The sequence below is a fragment of the Mycolicibacterium wolinskyi str. Jessa 2025 genome (assembly GCF_049241375.1).
Taxonomy (GTDB): domain Bacteria; phylum Actinomycetota; class Actinomycetes; order Mycobacteriales; family Mycobacteriaceae; genus Mycobacterium; species Mycobacterium wolinskyi.
Genome location: NZ_CP185960.1, coordinates 5,055,410 through 5,071,412, shown reverse-complemented (window position 1 = coordinate 5,071,412; position 16,003 = coordinate 5,055,410). Strand labels below are relative to the sequence as shown.

13 protein-coding genes are annotated in these 16,003 nt (G+C 59.9%); 7 read left to right on the top strand and 6 right to left on the bottom strand.

Annotated elements, in window-relative coordinates; genetic code table 11:
• Positions 1-112 precede the first annotated feature (112 nt).
• Positions 113-1,558 carry a hypothetical protein gene (locus tag ACOI2T_RS25035; RefSeq protein WP_421874629.1) on the top strand — a complete coding sequence of 482 codons (1,446 nt, stop codon included), beginning with the start codon at positions 113-115 and terminating at the stop codon, positions 1,556-1,558.
• A gap of 51 nt (positions 1,559-1,609) precedes the next feature.
• Entirely contained in the window at positions 1,610-2,524 is a 915-nt protein-coding gene (locus ACOI2T_RS25030) for a hypothetical protein (RefSeq protein WP_421874627.1), read from the top strand.
• 356 nt (positions 2,525-2,880) lie between these two features.
• On the opposite strand, the gene dndA is transcribed toward ACOI2T_RS25030, so the two are convergent.
• Positions 2,881-4,077 (bottom strand): cysteine desulfurase DndA, encoded by a 1,197-nt coding sequence (gene dndA, locus ACOI2T_RS25025; RefSeq protein ID WP_421874625.1) that lies wholly within the window; start codon positions 4,075-4,077, stop codon positions 2,881-2,883.
• A 228-nt stretch (positions 4,078-4,305) separates the two neighbouring features.
• Here dndA and dndB point away from each other — a divergent pair, with 228 nt between their 5' ends.
• Genes dndB through ACOI2T_RS25000 form a run of 5 tightly spaced genes read left to right on the top strand, consistent with a single transcriptional unit; the run spans position 4,306 to position 10,700 of the window.
• The gene (gene dndB, locus ACOI2T_RS25020; protein WP_421874623.1) at positions 4,306-5,328 is read left to right on the top strand and encodes a DNA sulfur modification protein DndB; all 1,023 of its coding nucleotides are present in this window, start codon (positions 4,306-4,308) and stop codon (positions 5,326-5,328) included.
• On the top strand, positions 5,325-6,863 hold the full coding sequence (gene dndC, locus ACOI2T_RS25015) for a DNA phosphorothioation system sulfurtransferase DndC (protein WP_421874621.1): 1,539 nt from the start codon (positions 5,325-5,327) through the stop codon (positions 6,861-6,863). Before dndB ends, dndC begins: the two co-directional genes overlap by 4 nt.
• On the top strand, positions 6,860-8,836 hold the full coding sequence (gene dndD / locus ACOI2T_RS25010) for a DNA sulfur modification protein DndD (protein ID WP_421874619.1): 1,977 nt from the start codon (positions 6,860-6,862) through the stop codon (positions 8,834-8,836). Before dndC ends, dndD begins: the two co-directional genes overlap by 4 nt.
• 2 nt (positions 8,837-8,838) lie before the next feature.
• On the top strand, positions 8,839-9,231 hold the full coding sequence (gene dndE, locus ACOI2T_RS25005) for a DNA sulfur modification protein DndE (RefSeq protein ID WP_421874616.1): 393 nt from the start codon (positions 8,839-8,841) through the stop codon (positions 9,229-9,231).
• Positions 9,228-10,700, top strand: a complete 1,473-nt coding sequence (locus ACOI2T_RS25000) for a DNA phosphorothioation-associated putative methyltransferase (RefSeq protein ID WP_421874612.1) — start codon at positions 9,228-9,230, stop codon at positions 10,698-10,700. The genes dndE and ACOI2T_RS25000 overlap by 4 nt, the downstream gene beginning before the upstream one ends.
• A 147-nt stretch (positions 10,701-10,847) precedes the next feature.
• Here ACOI2T_RS25000 and ACOI2T_RS24995 read toward each other — a convergent pair whose 3' ends face one another.
• From ACOI2T_RS24995 to ACOI2T_RS24975, 5 genes are all read right to left on the bottom strand, one after another.
• Positions 10,848-12,155: a DNA sulfur modification protein DndB gene (locus ACOI2T_RS24995; RefSeq protein WP_421874608.1), complete on the bottom strand. Its 1,308-nt coding sequence runs from the start codon at positions 12,153-12,155 to the stop codon at positions 10,848-10,850.
• 29 nt (positions 12,156-12,184) lie between these two features.
• Complete coding sequence (locus ACOI2T_RS24990; protein ID WP_421874605.1) at positions 12,185-12,589, bottom strand: GIY-YIG nuclease family protein; 405 nt, start codon at positions 12,587-12,589, stop codon at positions 12,185-12,187.
• A 712-nt stretch (positions 12,590-13,301) separates the two neighbouring features.
• Positions 13,302-13,775, bottom strand: coding sequence for a DNA phosphorothioation-associated protein 4 (locus ACOI2T_RS24985; RefSeq protein WP_421874602.1), 474 nt, complete (start codon positions 13,773-13,775; stop codon positions 13,302-13,304).
• Positions 13,772-15,829: an AAA family ATPase gene (locus tag ACOI2T_RS24980; RefSeq protein ID WP_421874599.1), complete on the bottom strand. Its 2,058-nt coding sequence runs from the start codon at positions 15,827-15,829 to the stop codon at positions 13,772-13,774. Before ACOI2T_RS24980 ends, ACOI2T_RS24985 begins: the two co-directional genes overlap by 4 nt.
• Positions 15,826-15,987, bottom strand: a complete 162-nt coding sequence (locus ACOI2T_RS24975; RefSeq protein WP_421874596.1) for a hypothetical protein — start codon at positions 15,985-15,987, stop codon at positions 15,826-15,828. Before ACOI2T_RS24975 ends, ACOI2T_RS24980 begins: the two co-directional genes overlap by 4 nt.
• Positions 15,988-16,003: the final 16 nt, after the last annotated feature.

Here is a 16,003-nt window from a genome sequence, read left to right as displayed (position 1 = left end):
AGAAATGTTTCGTTTGCCATCAGTCGGCCATTCTTCGACGATAGGTGCTCGACCCGACTGAACCGACCCCATTGAATCGCGTCTCGCGGCGGGATCGCAGACAATCACGGCTATGGCGCTTGATGCTCCGCTGAATGCACGTCAGATTGAGGTCCTCAGCTGGATCAGCGACGGCTGCCCAGACGGACGCTGGAGCGACTTCACCTTCAAGACTACGGCCACGGCCCTGTCGTCTCGCCGGTTGGTGGCGGTCTCCAAACGCGGCGGCATGTGGAGCGCGACGATCCTGCCCGCGGGCGAGCACTATCTGGCCAAAGGCGACTACCCCGCGGGCCACTGGACCAGGGCGCGTCGCAGCCAGGGCGTGAATGTGATCACCGTCGACCGTCCCACAGGTGCTGCTGTGCGACCCGTCGCAGACCGATGTCAAACTACCGCGGCAGTCGAGACCGGCGATCAGCGCCTACACAGTCGGGCTCGCGAACTGGTCGATACGGTGATCGAAGCTGGTGGGGAGATACATCGTGAGTCGAAAGACGGCACAAGGACGTACTCGTCGCTGATCGCGGCGGTGAACCGCCACAAGCTTGCGCCCGAGGGCAAGAAGCTCACGATCGAGATGGGCAGCCGCTGGGAAATTGCCGTCATCCGCCTGGAGAACGCACCGTACTGGCGAACAATGCCTGCGTCCGAAGTCGTTGAGGCTCAACGTATCGGCAAGTGGCATCCCGCACTGGCGCCGCTTCGCGCAGTCGAGTTCGTGTCCATGTCTGTCACGGCAGAGCGCCGGATGCTGCGCATCCTGCAGGCCGTAGCCGTGGAATGCGAGGCACGTGGGTGGGGGGTCGAATCCGCGAACCCCGAGCGCAGCTATCACTACAGGCAGTCAAGAGCTGGTCATGTGGCGATCGGCATTCGCGATCACCGCTACCTGATCGGGGTGTGGCAGAAATACCGAGAGGTACCACCGCCGCGGTGGGGCCAACCTCCCAAGCGTCCACCGTCCGATCCGCAAGAATCGCTCGCGGTCGGGCTGCTCTGGGAGGCACATGGGCGATCCGGGATTACCGAGTCATGGTCGGACTCGCCCGCCAAGCGTGGCCGAGTCGAACGATTGCTTCCCAAGGTGCTCTGGGAACTGGAGCGACGGGCCGATCAGACCGATCGGCGGCAAGAACAAGAGCGACTGGCTGCAATTGAGCGAGAACGCTTGCTGACTGAAGCCGAGCGGCGGGCGCGCGTCGTGCACGCCGAGAATGTCCGTGGCGAAGTACTCAGAGCGCAGCACGCACAATGGCGCGAAGTACTCCAGCTTCGCGAGTACCTCGGTGCCATGGATATGGCGATCGATCAACTGCCCGAAGTGGCCGACCGCACAGCGGCATTGGAGTGGAGAGATTGGTGTCTGGGCTACGTCAACGCAACGCTCGATCCCCTTGCCCATCGTCTAGAGCTGCCTGACATCCGCGAGTGGACTCTTGAAGAACGAGATAGTCTGGTAAACAGCATGCTTCGACAATTGAAACGGGAAGAATCGCAACCAGGCCCCTTCGCGTAGTTGTGTGCTGTCGCTGCGCAGCGCTGCTCATACCCTGCAACGATCGAGACCATGGAAATCGGCGACGAATGGATCTACCGACTGAGGACCTACAGCCCGACCGAGCGGGTTAGGATCCTCGGGATCGAGAAACGCAAGCAGTCGGTACGGGTCGATATCGAGTTCCTTGACGGTAATGACGCTGGACGGCACGAAAACGTACCGGGCTCACGACTGCACGGTCCGTGGAGCACCCTCGCCGCGTTCGATGAACGCTGGGCGAACTGGCAGCGCTTAGACGGCGACGGCCTCGATGACGTTGAACAGCGCGCGGTCCTCATGGTCCTCATCGCGCTGATACCGGAAGAGATCGTCATGTATGACAACTCACCAGCTCGACACGGCGTTACGGTCAGCGACACGGCGGCGCTGGAGAAGCTGATGAAGCGGCCGATGTCGGATGTCCTGGGGCAGGTTGACTGGTTCGAATGCGACGGGGATATCGAATTATCTTCTTACGGAACGCTGCTAATAGCGGAGTACGTCTGCGCCGCGAATCCAGTACCACTCCTGGAAGCTGTCATGGCAGAGGAAGCAGAAGCGCGCGAGCACTGCAAACGCGGGTGCGAGCGTGACTTCTTCGACGGGTCCGGCAAGCAGATGTCCTCTCCTGAGCGCGAATTCTTTGTGTACCGCAAGTACGTACGTCCCAAGCACGAGCTTGTCCGGGCTTGGTGCGGCCACCGCTCGGTGAGCTTTGTTGAACGGCTGGAAGCCGCAGAAGGAGAGGTCCGCCGACTCGACGTTCTCGTTGCAGAGCTGATCGATGTAGTGCGAGAACACAACACATTCAGCGCTCAAGCCTTCGAGATCCGGCACAACGATGACCGAATTCGACCAGAAACAGTTCGCCCGCTTATCGACCGGCCGCTTGCCCCGTGGGAAATTCCAGTGAAGGAGATTCGGGTCCGAGGGCGGCGGTGGTGACCAAGCGACCGAGAGATGCGGCGAACGTTCAGCCGCAGAGACTCGATCGGTGCGAGGTCATTATTCTTCGCCGCTGAAATCAAATAGCTCGCGTGCTATTTCGCCCTCTGTGATTGACAGTAGTAAGTAGTCGATCGCTTCCTGGATATGGTCCAGATCAGTCTGTTCGTGTGTGATTTCGTCAGTTTTTCTATCCGAAATATGAACGGTCGCACCACTATACGTGACGGTTATCTGGACATCGTATTCTTCGGGAAATGCATCCAATGCTCAGCGTCCTCTCAGGCGACGGATGCGCAGGAATTCTATGCGCGTATCCCAGCGAATTCAACCCCCGAATTCGACGGTCGCACCCGTCATGTCAATTGCGAAAGACGCTGCGCGACAACATCCCACGGTATATCGTGAGTCAGATAGCTCCACGAGAAGCGGAGGGCGCCGTCGATCTGCGTCTGCGGGAGGCCGGCGGCAACGAGTACATGACTCGGTTCGTATTTCTGCGAGGTGCAGGCCGATCCATTTGAAACTGCGACCACATCTTTCAGTGCGACGATGGCAGCCTCGGCATCGACGCCGGGGACTGAAAAATTCAATGTATGGGGGACCGTTCGCGACTCGTCTCCACTGGTTTGAATGCCGAGTGTTGAAAGTGCCGCCAGCGCGTCACGCTTGATCGCGGCGACAAGTTCTTCACGTGATTCGTGCTCCTTCAATGCCAGTTCGGACGCGAAGCCGAGGCCCGCGATGAGTGCGACGGGGAGCGTTCCCGGTCGAAGCCCTCGCTCCTGGCCACCGCCAAACATCAGTGGTTCCAGCGGGATGCGGCGAAAACCGCGTCGCCGTGCGACCAGCGCGCCGATGCCTTTCGGTGCGAACACCTTGTGGCCGGAGATGCTCAGCATGTCGATTCGTGGGTTCTGGAGGGGCTCGATGATCTTCCCGAATGCCTGAGCGGCGTCGACGTGGAAGTGCGCATCGTGCTCTTCGAGCGCGGAAGCGATCTCAGCAAGTGGCTGAATGACGCCCGTTTCATTGTTGACCGCCATGGTCGACACCAAGAGCGTGTCCGGACGCAGTGCCGCGGCGATGTCTCGCGGCTCGACCCACCCGCCGCGCGTGGGGGCCACTAACGTGACCTCGAAGCCACGGCTGGCGAGAACATCGAGTGGCTCCAGGACCGCCTTGTGTTCGATCTGGGTCGAGACGATGTGCCGGCGGCCTGATTTCTCGCCGGACGGCGCCAGTCCGAGGATCGCCAGATTGTTGCTCTCAGTCGCCCCGCTGGTGAACGTCACTTCGTCCGGCTGAGCGCAAACCACTGCCGCAACCTGGTCGCGGGCACGCGCCACCCGCTCTTTGGCGATTTGGCCGTAGCCATGCGTACGGCTTCCAGAGTTTCCGAACTCGTGGGCCATGTACGTCATAACTTCGGCGGCCACCCGCGGGTCTACCGGGGTGGTCGCATTGGAGTCAAGGTAAACGGGCCGACCTGCGGTTTCGTCGGCCGGGAATCGCATCTGGGCCGGTCTGTCGGTGGGCGTGTCTACCGTCATGGCGAAGACGTTACGCGTAGGTTCGGACAGGTGTTTGGAGAATCGCCGTCGCCTGTTCGGATCATTTGTTCCGAACAACGAGATATGGTAGGAAAGTGAGAGGTGACACCAAATAACACCGTCTCGCCGCCACTGCCTCGATCTCCGGGTCGCCCCCGCACGGGTGAATTCGAGTGGGTGTTCCCCGCGATTCGGGGCGTCCAGGCTGGACGCGAGTACTACGTGACAATGTGCCCGTTGCGGCTGATTCCCCGGATGTTCTTGTTCGATGAGGAAGAGCTGACGGCAGAGATGCGTGCGCAGCGCACATTGAATAAGAGCCGCGTACCTGAGATCGCTCGGTACATCCTCGAGAACAGTGACAGCTACGTATTCTCCGCGTTGACTGCGTCGGTGGATGTCGACGTGCGATTCGATCCGATTGCGACGGACGGGCCCAGCGAGCGAGTAGGTACCCTCGTCATCCCGATGTCGGCGCGCTTTGTCATCAACGACGGGCAGCATCGACGCGCCGCCATACAGCAAGCATTGATAGAGAATCCCGCACTGGGTGACGAGAGCATCGCTATGGTGTTATTCCTCGACGTGGGCCTCGAACGCTGCCAGCAGATGTTCGCTGATCTCAACCGTTATGCGGTTCGGCCTGCGAAGTCGATCGGCGTGCTGTATGACCACCGCGATGAGATGTCCGCGCTGACAAGGCTTGTCGTAATGCGGTCAGCTTTCCTGCGTGATCTCACTGAGATGGAAACGTCGAACTTGGCTCAGCGCTCGCGAAAGCTGTTTACGCTATCTGCGCTTCACTCAGCCACAAAGGCACTCCTGGATGGGATCGAGGAGAGTACTTTTGAGCGCCGCGTGGATCTGGCGGCGAAGTACTGGGAGCTGGTAGCTGACCAGTTCCCTGAGTGGGACCTCGTTTTCAACCGCGAGATCACCGCAGGCGAGGTCCGCCGGGACTTCATACACACGCATGGAATCGTGCTCCACGCGTTGGGCAAGGTCGGCAATAGTCTGCTGAGTCAGGGCAAAGGTGTTCGGTCCTGGACGCCGGCGGTGAAGAGGTTGCGCGAGGTGGACTGGCACCGTTCGAGCAGCCTTTGGGAAGGCCGGGCTGTCATTGGCGGACGCGTCTCGAAGAGTGCAGCGAACGTCCTGCTGACCACTGCCGCGATGCGCACGGCCATGGGACTTCCACTGCCACCTGACGAGCAGCGTGCTGAAGACGCATTCCGAGGAGGAAACAAATGATACGTAGCCTGCCGATCACGCCTAAGAGACGTTCGGCATTCGATGAGTTGGGGTTCGCGGCGACCGTCGATGCGGTTGTGACCAAGACGCAAGAGCTCTACGCGGCGGACAACGTGCCGTGGGTTGTGGGCTATTCGGGTGGCAAGGACTCAACCGCGGTGCTTCAGATCGTGTGGCTAGCGATCCAGGGACTTCCGGAAGAGCAGCGGCACAAGCCTGTCCACGTGATCAGCACTGACACCCTCGTTGAGAACCCCGTCGTGGCAGCGTGGGTGACGCATTCGCTGGAGGTCATGGAATCAGCTGCGCGCGACGCGGCCCTGCCAATCACGCCGCATCGGTTAACTCCAGCCGTTGCAGATACATTCTGGGTCAACTTGATCGGCCGTGGTTATCCGGCACCGAGGCCGAAATTTCGGTGGTGCACGGAGCGGCTGAAGATCAAGCCGTCGAACTCGTTTATCCGCGAGATGGTGAAGACCCACGGCGAGGCGATTCTGGTGTTAGGCACCAGGAAAGCCGAGAGTTCGGGCCGGTCTCATCGGATGACCGAACTTGAGTCGCGCCGGGTGCGAGATCTACTGAGCCCTAACAACTCACTGCCGAACTGCCTTGTGTACTCGCCAGTTGAGAATTGGTCTAACGATGACGTGTGGACTTTCCTCATGCAGGTGGCCAACTGCTGGGGGTACTCGAACAAGGAACTGCTCACGATGTACCAAGGCGCGTCACCTGACGGTGAGTGCCCACTGGTGGTCGATTCGACCACGCCAAGCTGCGGTGACAGCCGTTTTGGGTGCTGGACGTGCACACTCGTCGATAAAGACAAGTCGATGTCGGCCATGATCCAGAACGACGAGGAGAAGGAGTGGATGCTTCCACTGCTCGATCTGCGTAACGCGCTCGATGTTGCCGACGACCGGCATCTTCGTGATTTCCGCAGGATGAACGGCTCCGTTCAGCTGTTTCACGGCAAGCCGATTCCAGGCCCGTACACGCAAGCGTCACGCGAAGATTGGTTGAGGCGATTGCTTGAGGCGCAGGCGTTTATCCGGACGGAGGGTCCCGAATACGTCCGCTCGATTGATCTCATCACCCAGCCGGAGCTGGATGAAATCCGGCGCATTTGGGTGGTGGAGAAGCACGAGTTCGAGGACCGCCTCCCTGCGATCTACGAGAAGGCAATGAACGTACCCTATCCCGGCGGGCCTCTTGACGAGCATCTGCCACTTGGTGCCGAGCTGATTGACACGCTCCGAGACGTGACGGACGGCGATCGGCTCCATTTCGAACTCGTGCGAGAACTGCTTGACGTCGAGCAGCGTTACCGATCTCAGGCGCGTCGTGCCGGACTGTTCGATTCGCTCGAAGGGGCGATTCGGCGGAACTTCTACGACAACGAAGAGGATGCTCTCATGCTTGCTCAGCGGCGAAAGGCCGCAATGGAACGCAGCGACGAGCTGACAGATGAACCCGATCCGCTCGATGTCATCGACGGGTACGTGCGACAGACCGCGGAGGAGGTCGTCCAGTGATTCTCGATTCGATCGTCTTGGAGAACGTTGGGACGTTCCGCGGAAAGAACGAAATCAAGCTCACACCAACGTCTTCAAAGAAACCGGTTATTCTGATCGGTGGCTTGAACGGCGCCGGCAAAACGACGATCCTGGAAGCGATCCACCTGGCCCTGTATGGCCCTTTGTCTCAAGGGCGTGGCCGACGGACCGGCAGCTATGACAGCTACTTGCGGAGCTTGATCCACCACGGCGTCCCCGCCTCCGAGGGCGCCGCCGTCGAGCTGACGTTTCATGTCTTTCAGCAAGGTGCGAAGCGTTCTTACCGGATTCGGCGCCGATGGCAAGGTGCTGGGGCGGCCCTACGGGAGTTCGTTCTCGTATGGGTTGACGGCAAGTTTGACGAGTCCCTCGCATCTACGTGGAGCGAGTATGTGGAGACGTTCATTCCCCGAGGCATCGCCGGCTTGTTCTTCTTCGACGGCGAACAGATCGAAGCGCTGGCCGACCTTGAACAGTCGCGGCATGTTCTCCAATCCGCGCTGGCTGCGCTGCTGGGACTCGACCTGATCGATCGCCTGGCGACCGATTTGGCGGTCATCCGGCGGCGGCATCGTGGTGCCGAGGTTCCAGAAGAGTTGCGGCAACTCGTCGAGGCCAACCGGACGACGGTTGCGTATGCGCGGCAGACGGCCGAACTTGCCTACGAGCAGGTGGGCACTGCGAAGGTGGAGGCAGAACGCGCCGAAAAGCGCCTGCACAAAGTCTCTGAACAGTACCGAGCCGCGGGCGGCGGACTGTTTGAACAGAGGGAGACTGCCGAAGCCCGACTAATGGTGGCGCGCCAACAGATGACTACCGTGGACGAGGAGCTGCGGAGCGAGGCCGCGGAATCGGCTCCATTTCTCCAGGTCGCTGAGCTTCTCACGTCCTTTGCGAACCAGGTTGCCTCGGAACAGGGTGCGCACCGGGATTCCCTTTTATTGGACGTCGTTTCCAGGAGAGATCAGGACCTACTGGACCAGCTGCGAAAAGCCAAGGTGCGAAGCGCGGCTCTCCTGGCACTCGAATCTTATATGTCGAGCGATGTAGCCAAGCGGCAGGAAGCGTCGAGCAACGTACCGATGATCAGTGGACTCCGCGATAGCCACGGCCTTGAGGCGTTGCATTCGACCATCTTGCCATCGGTGCGGAAACGTCTCTCCGCGTTGATCAATCGCAGGGAAAAGCTCGCCGCAGAGTTGGTGCAGGCCGAGCGGGCGATCGTTTCCATTCCTGACCCGGAAGCTTTGGCAACGTTGAAGCGCGAATTCGATGACGCGTCGGATGATGCGATACGTTGCCGCGCTTTGCTTCGCCAAGGTGAGGAACGGCTAGAAGCGGCGCGGCAGGAACGCGCCCGTGCTGACACCGTCTACGAGGCTGCGATGGATAAAGCAGCGAAGGCGACCCTTGACGCCGACGACGACCGCCGCCTCGTCGAGCATGCCGAACGCGCGCGGACGACGTTGGAGTCCCTAAAGGTCAAGGCGACGGAGCGGCACCTCGGACGGATATCGCAGTTGGTGCTCGAAGCCCTCGGCCGACTGCTGCGGAAAGATCGCCTCGTTACCGACGTGCAGATCGACCCCTTAACCCACGCGGTGGAGTTGGTCGGTGCTGACGGACAGAGCCTCGCGGCGACCGAACTGTCGGCGGGGGAGCGTCAGCTGCTCGCGGTAGCGCTGCTTTGGGGGCTCGCGCAGGCAGCTGGCCAGCCACTGCCGATGGTCATTGACACCCCGCTCGGGCGGCTGGACGGTGCGCACCGAGAACGGCTCATCGAACGGTACTTCCCACATGCGGCCCACCAGGTCGTGCTGCTGTCGACCGACACCGAGGTCGACGAAGGGGCCTTGAAATTGCTGCGGCCCTTCGTGGGACGGATGTACCGGCTGGACTTTGACACCGAGAGCAATGCCACAACGGTCCGTTCTGGCTATTTTTGGGAGTGAGTATGAGTATTGAGCACATCCGACTGACCACGACGGCCCGTGATCAACTCAACACCCTAAAGCGCCGCACAGGAATTAAACAATGGAATGTTCTGTGTCGCTGGGCATTGTGTCGTTCACTCGCGGAACCAGCACCTCCTCCAGCGGCGAAACTGGTATTCGACAGCAATGTTGAGATGACGTGGCGGGTATTCGCCGGGGACCACGGCGACGAGTTGCTCGCACTGGTGCGCTATCGCTGCCACATCGACGGTCTCGGGACTGATGAGGAGACGGTGGCGAACCAGCTCCGTCTGCATCTTCATCGTGGCGTCGGGTATCTCGTTGGCGATCCAAGGGTTACCAACATCGCAGGACTCGTATCCCTCGCGCTGGACCAACCGCCTGCGGCATGAGTGAGCAGGTCGCGCGTCACCGAACGGCAATGACGCGGGCAGCATTGTCCCGTCCGGTGGCTCTGGCGATGGCTGACGGCGTGCTGAGCACAGCCCTGTCCGTCTTCGATTACGGATGTGGACGAGGGGACGATCTTCGGAACCTGAGCGCGCTGGGATATCGCATCGATGGTTGGGACCCGAGCCATCGACCCGGAACCGCGCTGTATCGAGCCGATGTCGTCAACATTGGATACGTGGTCAACGTCATCGACGACCAGGCGGAACGCCGAGAGACGTTGCAGCGTGCATGGGACCTCGCCCAACAGGTGCTGATCGTATCCGCCAGGTTGGTATGGGAAGCCCGAGATCTCGAAGGTCGTCCCCACGCAGATGGACTCGTCACGCGCACAGGTACATTCCAAAAGTTCTATGAACAAGCGGAATTGGCGGGTTGGATCGAGGATTCCCTAGGCGTCAAGCCGGTCGCGGCCGCTCCAGGCATCTTCTATGTATTCAGAGATCCCGGGCGTGCTCATGAGTTCCTCGCAACACGGGCGTACACATACCGGCCTCGTATGCGTGTCGATCCGCATGCGGTGTATGAAGCGCACCAGGAAACCCTGGCGCCTCTGATGGAGTTTCTCAGTGTGCACGCTCGCCCCCCGCGTGCGGGTGAGCTAGCCCCTCTCGCTGAGAGATTGATCCGGGAGCATTTTTCCTCGATCCCGCGCGCTACCAACCTCATTCGGCAGGTAACCGACGACGGATACTGGGATCAGGTCACGTTGCAGCGGCGTCAGGAGCTGCTCGTCTACATCGCAATGTCTAGGTTCGGCCGACGTCCTCGATTCGGTGAGCTTGCGAAAATGCTTGCTGCAGACATCAAGACGCACCTCGGGAAGTACAGCGATGCCTGCCTCCAAGCCGACCGGCTTCTTCTTGCTACCGGCGATCCGGCGATCGTCCTCGTCTCGGCACGAAGCAGCAGCGTGGGCAAACAAACGCCGTCCGCGCTTTACGTGCACCGATCCGCTCTTGGCCATTTGCCGCCGGTGCTACGCGTGTACGAGGGCTGTGGTCGTGTCCTGGCTGGCACGGTGGAGCACGCGAATCTAGTCAAGTTGTCGGTGACAGAGCCGCAAGTCTCGTACTTGACCTACCCTGACTTCGACCGCGATCCGCATCCGACGCTGCGGTCGGCGGTCACCGTGAACCTCCGAAGGCTGAGTGTCGACTGGCGTGACTACAGCCGCTCAGACAATCCGCCGCTGCTCCACCGCAAGGAGGAGTTCCTCGGCGCCGATCACCCGAAGCGTCCGCTCTACGAACGCCTGACCCGTGCGGAGGTGAGAGCGGGACTCTACGAGCATCCCGAACGTATCGGTACACGTAACGGATGGTTGACGACTATGCGTGAAGCTGGTTTGGCGATCCGAGGACACCGACTGGTGGCGGCAGGCTCCGGAGGAGCCGTAGACCACCAATAAGGTGCTCAGGCCAAATCGTTATGTACTGCAAGGCCAAGATCCGCCGTTCCGAATGGCTACGCCAGGCCCGCCGAACATCCCGAGGGTTCAATGGATGGAGTCACGTGGCGTCAATACATGCACAGGTACGTGTTGGGTAGTCCGGCATCACAGCTCCTTCACGACGGGCTTGAGCAGCTCGGAGATCTGATCCAGGTCGGTGTGCCCGCCGAGGGGAAGATTGCCCTCCCCGCCCTTGATCTTCACGACACGCTTGCGCACGTTTTCAACTGCATCGTGCTTCATCCTGTCTCCGGCAATGAGGTAGGCGATGAGATCCGCTGCGGTCTCGTAGTTCTCGTTGCGGGCGATGATGCGGCCGTTGGGTGCGATGAGTACGTCCTTCCACTGCTCGCTCTGGATGTTCCAGTCGATCTTGTTGGCTCGGACGATCGCTTCGTCGAGAGTGAGCCCGAGGTCCACTGCTCGCACGAGTGCCCGGAAGAGCACGATGTGGGCAGCGGGCTTGAGCAGCAGACTCCACTTCTGGCCATCCTTGCGCATGGCAGGGATCTCGACGGGATTCGCCAACGCCTCCTTGAAGGCATCCATCCCATGAAGAGCGGCCAACCACCAGTCCTTGACGTGCTCATAGGCTTCGTCAAGTCGTTCTTCGGCGGGACGCACGACGTTCTTCTTCTCGTTGAACTCTTCAATCATCTTGAAGTGCGCGAGAATTGATTGCACGGTGTCGTATACGGCACTGATCGTCGTGAACTGGGCGCTGCGATCGGCAAGTGTGTTGCTCTTCCAGTTGACGATCAAATTGCCCTTTGCATCCTTTTGCCCTAAAGGCTCACCTTCCCGCAACAGCCACCGAGTCAGGATGGCATACCCGTCGTCCTCGCTGGTGATGATGTTGTCGCCGCGAGAAGTGGGCTTTGCGTTGCGGTTGATCTTGTTGAAGATCCGCCGGATGTGCTCCGATTCGTTGAGATCGACGAAGATGACTGCCAGCTCGTCGTTGGCGACCTCCTTCGTGAACTCCCCCAGGTCGACCTTGGACTTGATGACCTTGCCTAGCGCCGACGTACGGTGCTGACCGTCCAGCACGACGAGTTCGCCGCCGTTGATGGTCAAGAATCCGATGTCCTTGGCGACCGACTTGTACGCCGCCGGCAGACCCTTGGGGATGATGTCGGACAGGGACTCGTACGTGACGTCGGCGTTGCAGATGAGGACCAAGATGGACGAGAAAAACCTGTCGCTGGATTTGGCCAGGTAGGGAACGATCTCGTCATCGACGCGCTTGTCATTGAGTTCACGCTGTAGGCGCTCTTCGAGTGAGAAGTTCGCCCAGCCGTCCATGTCCCGGGGAGCCCGGGTGGAGGCCACTAGTTCTCGGGCGCTCATCTTCGCTTCGTAGAACTCCGTAGATCCCATCTGGCCCTTGATCACGGGCACTGTTGTAGCCATTGTCGTAATTCCCTTTCGGTGTGTGTGAATTAGATGGATTTGTAGAGCAATTGGTTGCACAGCGGCTGGATGGCGCGAATCAAGTCACGTTCTACGCGAACCTGTTCGCACAGGTCGACCCTCATCCAGCTGAACTCCAACCGACCCAAAGGGCGCCGCTGCACCGCGGTGACGCCGGAGTTGTGACTGTCGAAATAGTGCTGCAGATAGCGCTTGTACAGGTTTCCGGTTCGCCCGATGTAGAGCACGCCACGCAAATCGTGGATGAGGTACACGCCCGGTTCCTCGGGCACCGACAGCGATCCGCCGATCGTGTAGGACACTGTGCCGTCCAGCACGACTTCGGGGGGATTGTGTACGAGTGCTTCCCGTGCCTTGTTGAGCGCATCTGCTTCGGCGGTCGCCCGGGGCAGGGCTACCTCGTTACTGATCACGCGAGCGCGTCCTTTCGTCTAGTACGTGTAAGTGGCGGGATGGGCCGGACGGGGCGTTTACCGTCCCGGCGGTGAACTGAGCTCATCGACGGACCACGGGGTGCTCCTTATCTCCAGTGGTGTTGGTAGAACCTTGGGCGGTCGCCCTGAGCGTGCTTCGCCGTCTGCGCCGGAACCGGATAGCGATTCGGCTCGTCGATTCGAGCGCTGAGCCATGGAGCTACGAAGGTCCCTGTGCGAACATCTCTGCTGTTTGCATAGTTATGACGAATGTTTGCGACTTCGAGCTCGATGCTACCAGCTGTTCCTCTAGTTTGCAAGTATATTGCTAGTGTTTGCGCAAACGTGTCGGAACGCCTTGGGCTGTTTCTCTACAATCGCAGTCGGCGACATGCCTGGGCCGCAAGCCAGCACTGGCACACGCCGCTTTGCAGCCCCGATCGACGCCGTCAAAGCGCCATAGGACTGCGGGGGCTGGGGGCAGGGGCGGCCAAGTTCTAACGGCCGCGTTCCTCGCAGTGCCGGCTGCCGAAGCAAGCGCAGAACACAGCCCGGAGCGACTTCCGGCAACCGGAATCGCCGACGGAAGTGTCAAAGAACCGTGACCACTTTGCATGATCCCTTGATCGCATTGGCAGTGCGTGTTGCTTCTTGGCGGCAAGCGCCAGGACAGCAAAACTGGGTCTACATAGCCAACGCTGGCGGGCTGATGTCAGCTCCAGCTGACCCCGCCTAGGAGTTCATCAACCGACAGCGGCTTCGCTCCACCACTAGCGGTGAGAACCTCCGTCACGAGGTCGATGAGGACGAGGTCAACCGGTTGGTGCCGGACGTTAATCTGCTCCTGAATGTATTCGAGGCCGCCGTTCGCGAATTCTTCGAAGATCTTGATGCGCTCCTCCAGCCGGGAGCCGTCCATAATTTCAGGATCATCCGAGACGACGTTGGCGGCAATCATGTTGATGAGCGTGTCGCTGAATCCCGGATATGTCAGTACCTCGTACCGAATTGGGTCACCTGAGCTTGCAGTGAACGCAACTCGTCGCTGCTGGTGGAAGCCCACTGCCGCGGCGAACAGGAGGATGTCGCGGTAAGTCGGGAACTTGGCCTCGCTCTGCATCTCCAGCATGAGCGCCTCATGCTGCTGTGGTCGGCGGGCGCGAATCTCGCCTGGTGCAGTGGTCACTTGATCACCTTCAGCTCGGAATGGTCAGAGTCGTCGGACCGGATGTACGGATACGACATTCCTTCGAGCTCGATGTCTTCGGCGATGCCGCCTTCAACGGTGGTGTGAGCCTCGATGACACCGAGATGACTGACGTATGGGAGCAGCTCCGTGACGACCTTGCCAAGACCTTGGCTCTTGCTCACAAGCACCACCAACTGCGGGGCCATCTTCGCCAGTGCCCGTGATACCGCTTCCTGGTAATCCTGATCGAGCGATCCGAACGCTGCGTCCATCACGATTGGGAAGGTGCCGGCATCGACAGCGGCGTCGCCTTCGGCGCGGCCGCCCTTGCGTATCTCGCGAGCTAGTTTGGAGACCGCTGCCACGAAGCTTAGACTGAGGATCTGGTTCTCTCCGGTGGACTTTGGAACCGGCAGCTCCACTCCATTGACGTTCTGGTGAAGCGTCAGTTCAAAGCCCTCGTTGAGGGTGGGGACGTACGGCTTAAACGTAATTCCCTTGAACACATTCTTGACCTCAGCGTCGAGTCGGTGGCGCATATCCTCTTCGCGGAACGCGAGGATCTCTTCCAGCGCCTTCTTCACGGACTGCACTAGGTCGGAGCGTGAACGAGCCTTCTGAGCCAATTCGTCGGTCACTTCTGCCCGCGAACGCTCCTTTGACTTCTGTTCGATGTCCTTGGCGATGGAGTCCAGCTCGGTTTGAATCGAACCTTTGCGCTGGTTCCCAACCGCGATACGGCCTTCGAGGTCTATGCGCTTCGTCTCCAGCTCGGGGACACCCTCCATCCGACTGCCCTTGAGCTTTCCGTCGAGTTCGGATTTACGCGCCTCAAGACGCGAAACCCGTTCGCGTTCAATCTGAATACGATTCAACAGTGTGCTGAGGGCATCCTTGAGATTGCCGCGGGCGTCGGCCAGCGGCGCGATCTGACCGCTAACTTGCTGCCAGGCCGTTTCTACGGCTTGCAACCCCGCCCGCTGCCGCCACTCCTTGACGTGGCCCCACGCAGCACTGTGCTCAGAAAGCGCTGTGCCACAAATGCATGAGCCTTCATCAAGTAACTGATCGACAAATTCGCGTTTCAATGGTGCGGGTAAGGCACCCCGCTGATAGAGGTTGTCTGCCATTGCCTTGGTCTTTTCACCGAGTATCTCGGTGAACGCCTGGAAGCCCTTGGTTGCGATTAACACCGAACGCTCGGTCAGCGCGGCATCTCTAGCAGACCGCGCTTCGTCAAGTTCAGTCGAAACTTTGTCGCGCTCTTCTTGGATCGGAGCCGCCTCGGCATGCTGTCGCAGCAATTCCGTTGTGGCGTCTCGTTCTTCGGTCAGTGTGGCGATCCGGCCCTCGGTCACCTTCAGTTCATCTTTGGCCTTCTCCTGCCTGTCGGTAAGCGAGTCGATTGCATCCTGGATTGCGCTCGCGGTTTCGCCTCCGTGCTTCTTCAGTTCGTCGGTGAGCTTCCGGTTCACTTTCGGCAAGTGTGCGATAGCGCGCTCCACCTGCTCCAGGTCCAGCAGGACCTTGATGTCTTTCTGAACCTCCGCGTAAGCGCCTTTCTTAACTAGGTTTTCGATGCGCTCGCCGTTGAAGAAGAAGAACCGACTGACGCCGATCGGAAGAATGCTCAGGATCGTCTCTTGCGGGGCATGGCTGATGTCGGATGAGCCATCGGATCGCGTCGTCCACAATTCCAATGTGGGGGACATCGGGCCTTGGTTATCCGACTCCTTTCGGAGGTTCGCGCCGCGACGCAGCCGATAGTCCCGCCCCTCGTGGTCGAATCGGATCTCCACCGCGACCTCAATCGAATCGCCGATGGGGAGCGCACGCCAGACGCTGTCTGTGATCATGCGGTTTTGTTGCTCGACGTCCTCGGACATGCTGCCGTACAGGCCCCACGTGAACGCATTGAGCAGCGTAGTCTTACCTGCACCATTGGCACCGAAGACGAGTGTCACTGGCTTAATGCCATCGGAGGTCATATCAAGGGTTTGAGTTCCCCTGAACTGTCGGAAATTCGTCAGGGTGATGGACTGCAATTTCACGGAATGATCTCCTTCACCGCGGCCAGTAAGTCGTCGGTCGCGTCGTACGCGGCGATATGAAGCTTGGCCCGCTCGATCTCCAGCACTCTTTTGAGGAGCGCCAATTCTTCAGGGCTCAACTCTTCGAGCACCTGTCGTTCGGTACGCTTATCCGTCACACTGTCCCCTCACTTT

Coding starts and splice junctions, on each gene's coding strand:
- ACOI2T_RS25035 (WP_421874629.1), top strand. CDS start 113: ATGGCGCTTGATGCTCCGCTGAATGCACGTCAGATTGAGGTCCTCAGC.
- ACOI2T_RS24995 (WP_421874608.1), bottom strand. CDS start 12,155: ATGGCTACAACAGTGCCCGTGATCAAGGGCCAGATGGGATCTACGGAG.
- dndC (WP_421874621.1), top strand. CDS start 5,325: ATGATACGTAGCCTGCCGATCACGCCTAAGAGACGTTCGGCATTCGAT.
- ACOI2T_RS25000 (WP_421874612.1), top strand. CDS start 9,228: ATGAGTGAGCAGGTCGCGCGTCACCGAACGGCAATGACGCGGGCAGCA.
- dndE (WP_421874616.1), top strand. CDS start 8,839: ATGAGTATTGAGCACATCCGACTGACCACGACGGCCCGTGATCAACTC.
- dndA (WP_421874625.1), bottom strand. CDS start 4,077: ATGACGGTAGACACGCCCACCGACAGACCGGCCCAGATGCGATTCCCG.
- dndB (WP_421874623.1), top strand. CDS start 4,306: ATGTGCCCGTTGCGGCTGATTCCCCGGATGTTCTTGTTCGATGAGGAA.
- ACOI2T_RS25030 (WP_421874627.1), top strand. CDS start 1,610: ATGGAAATCGGCGACGAATGGATCTACCGACTGAGGACCTACAGCCCG.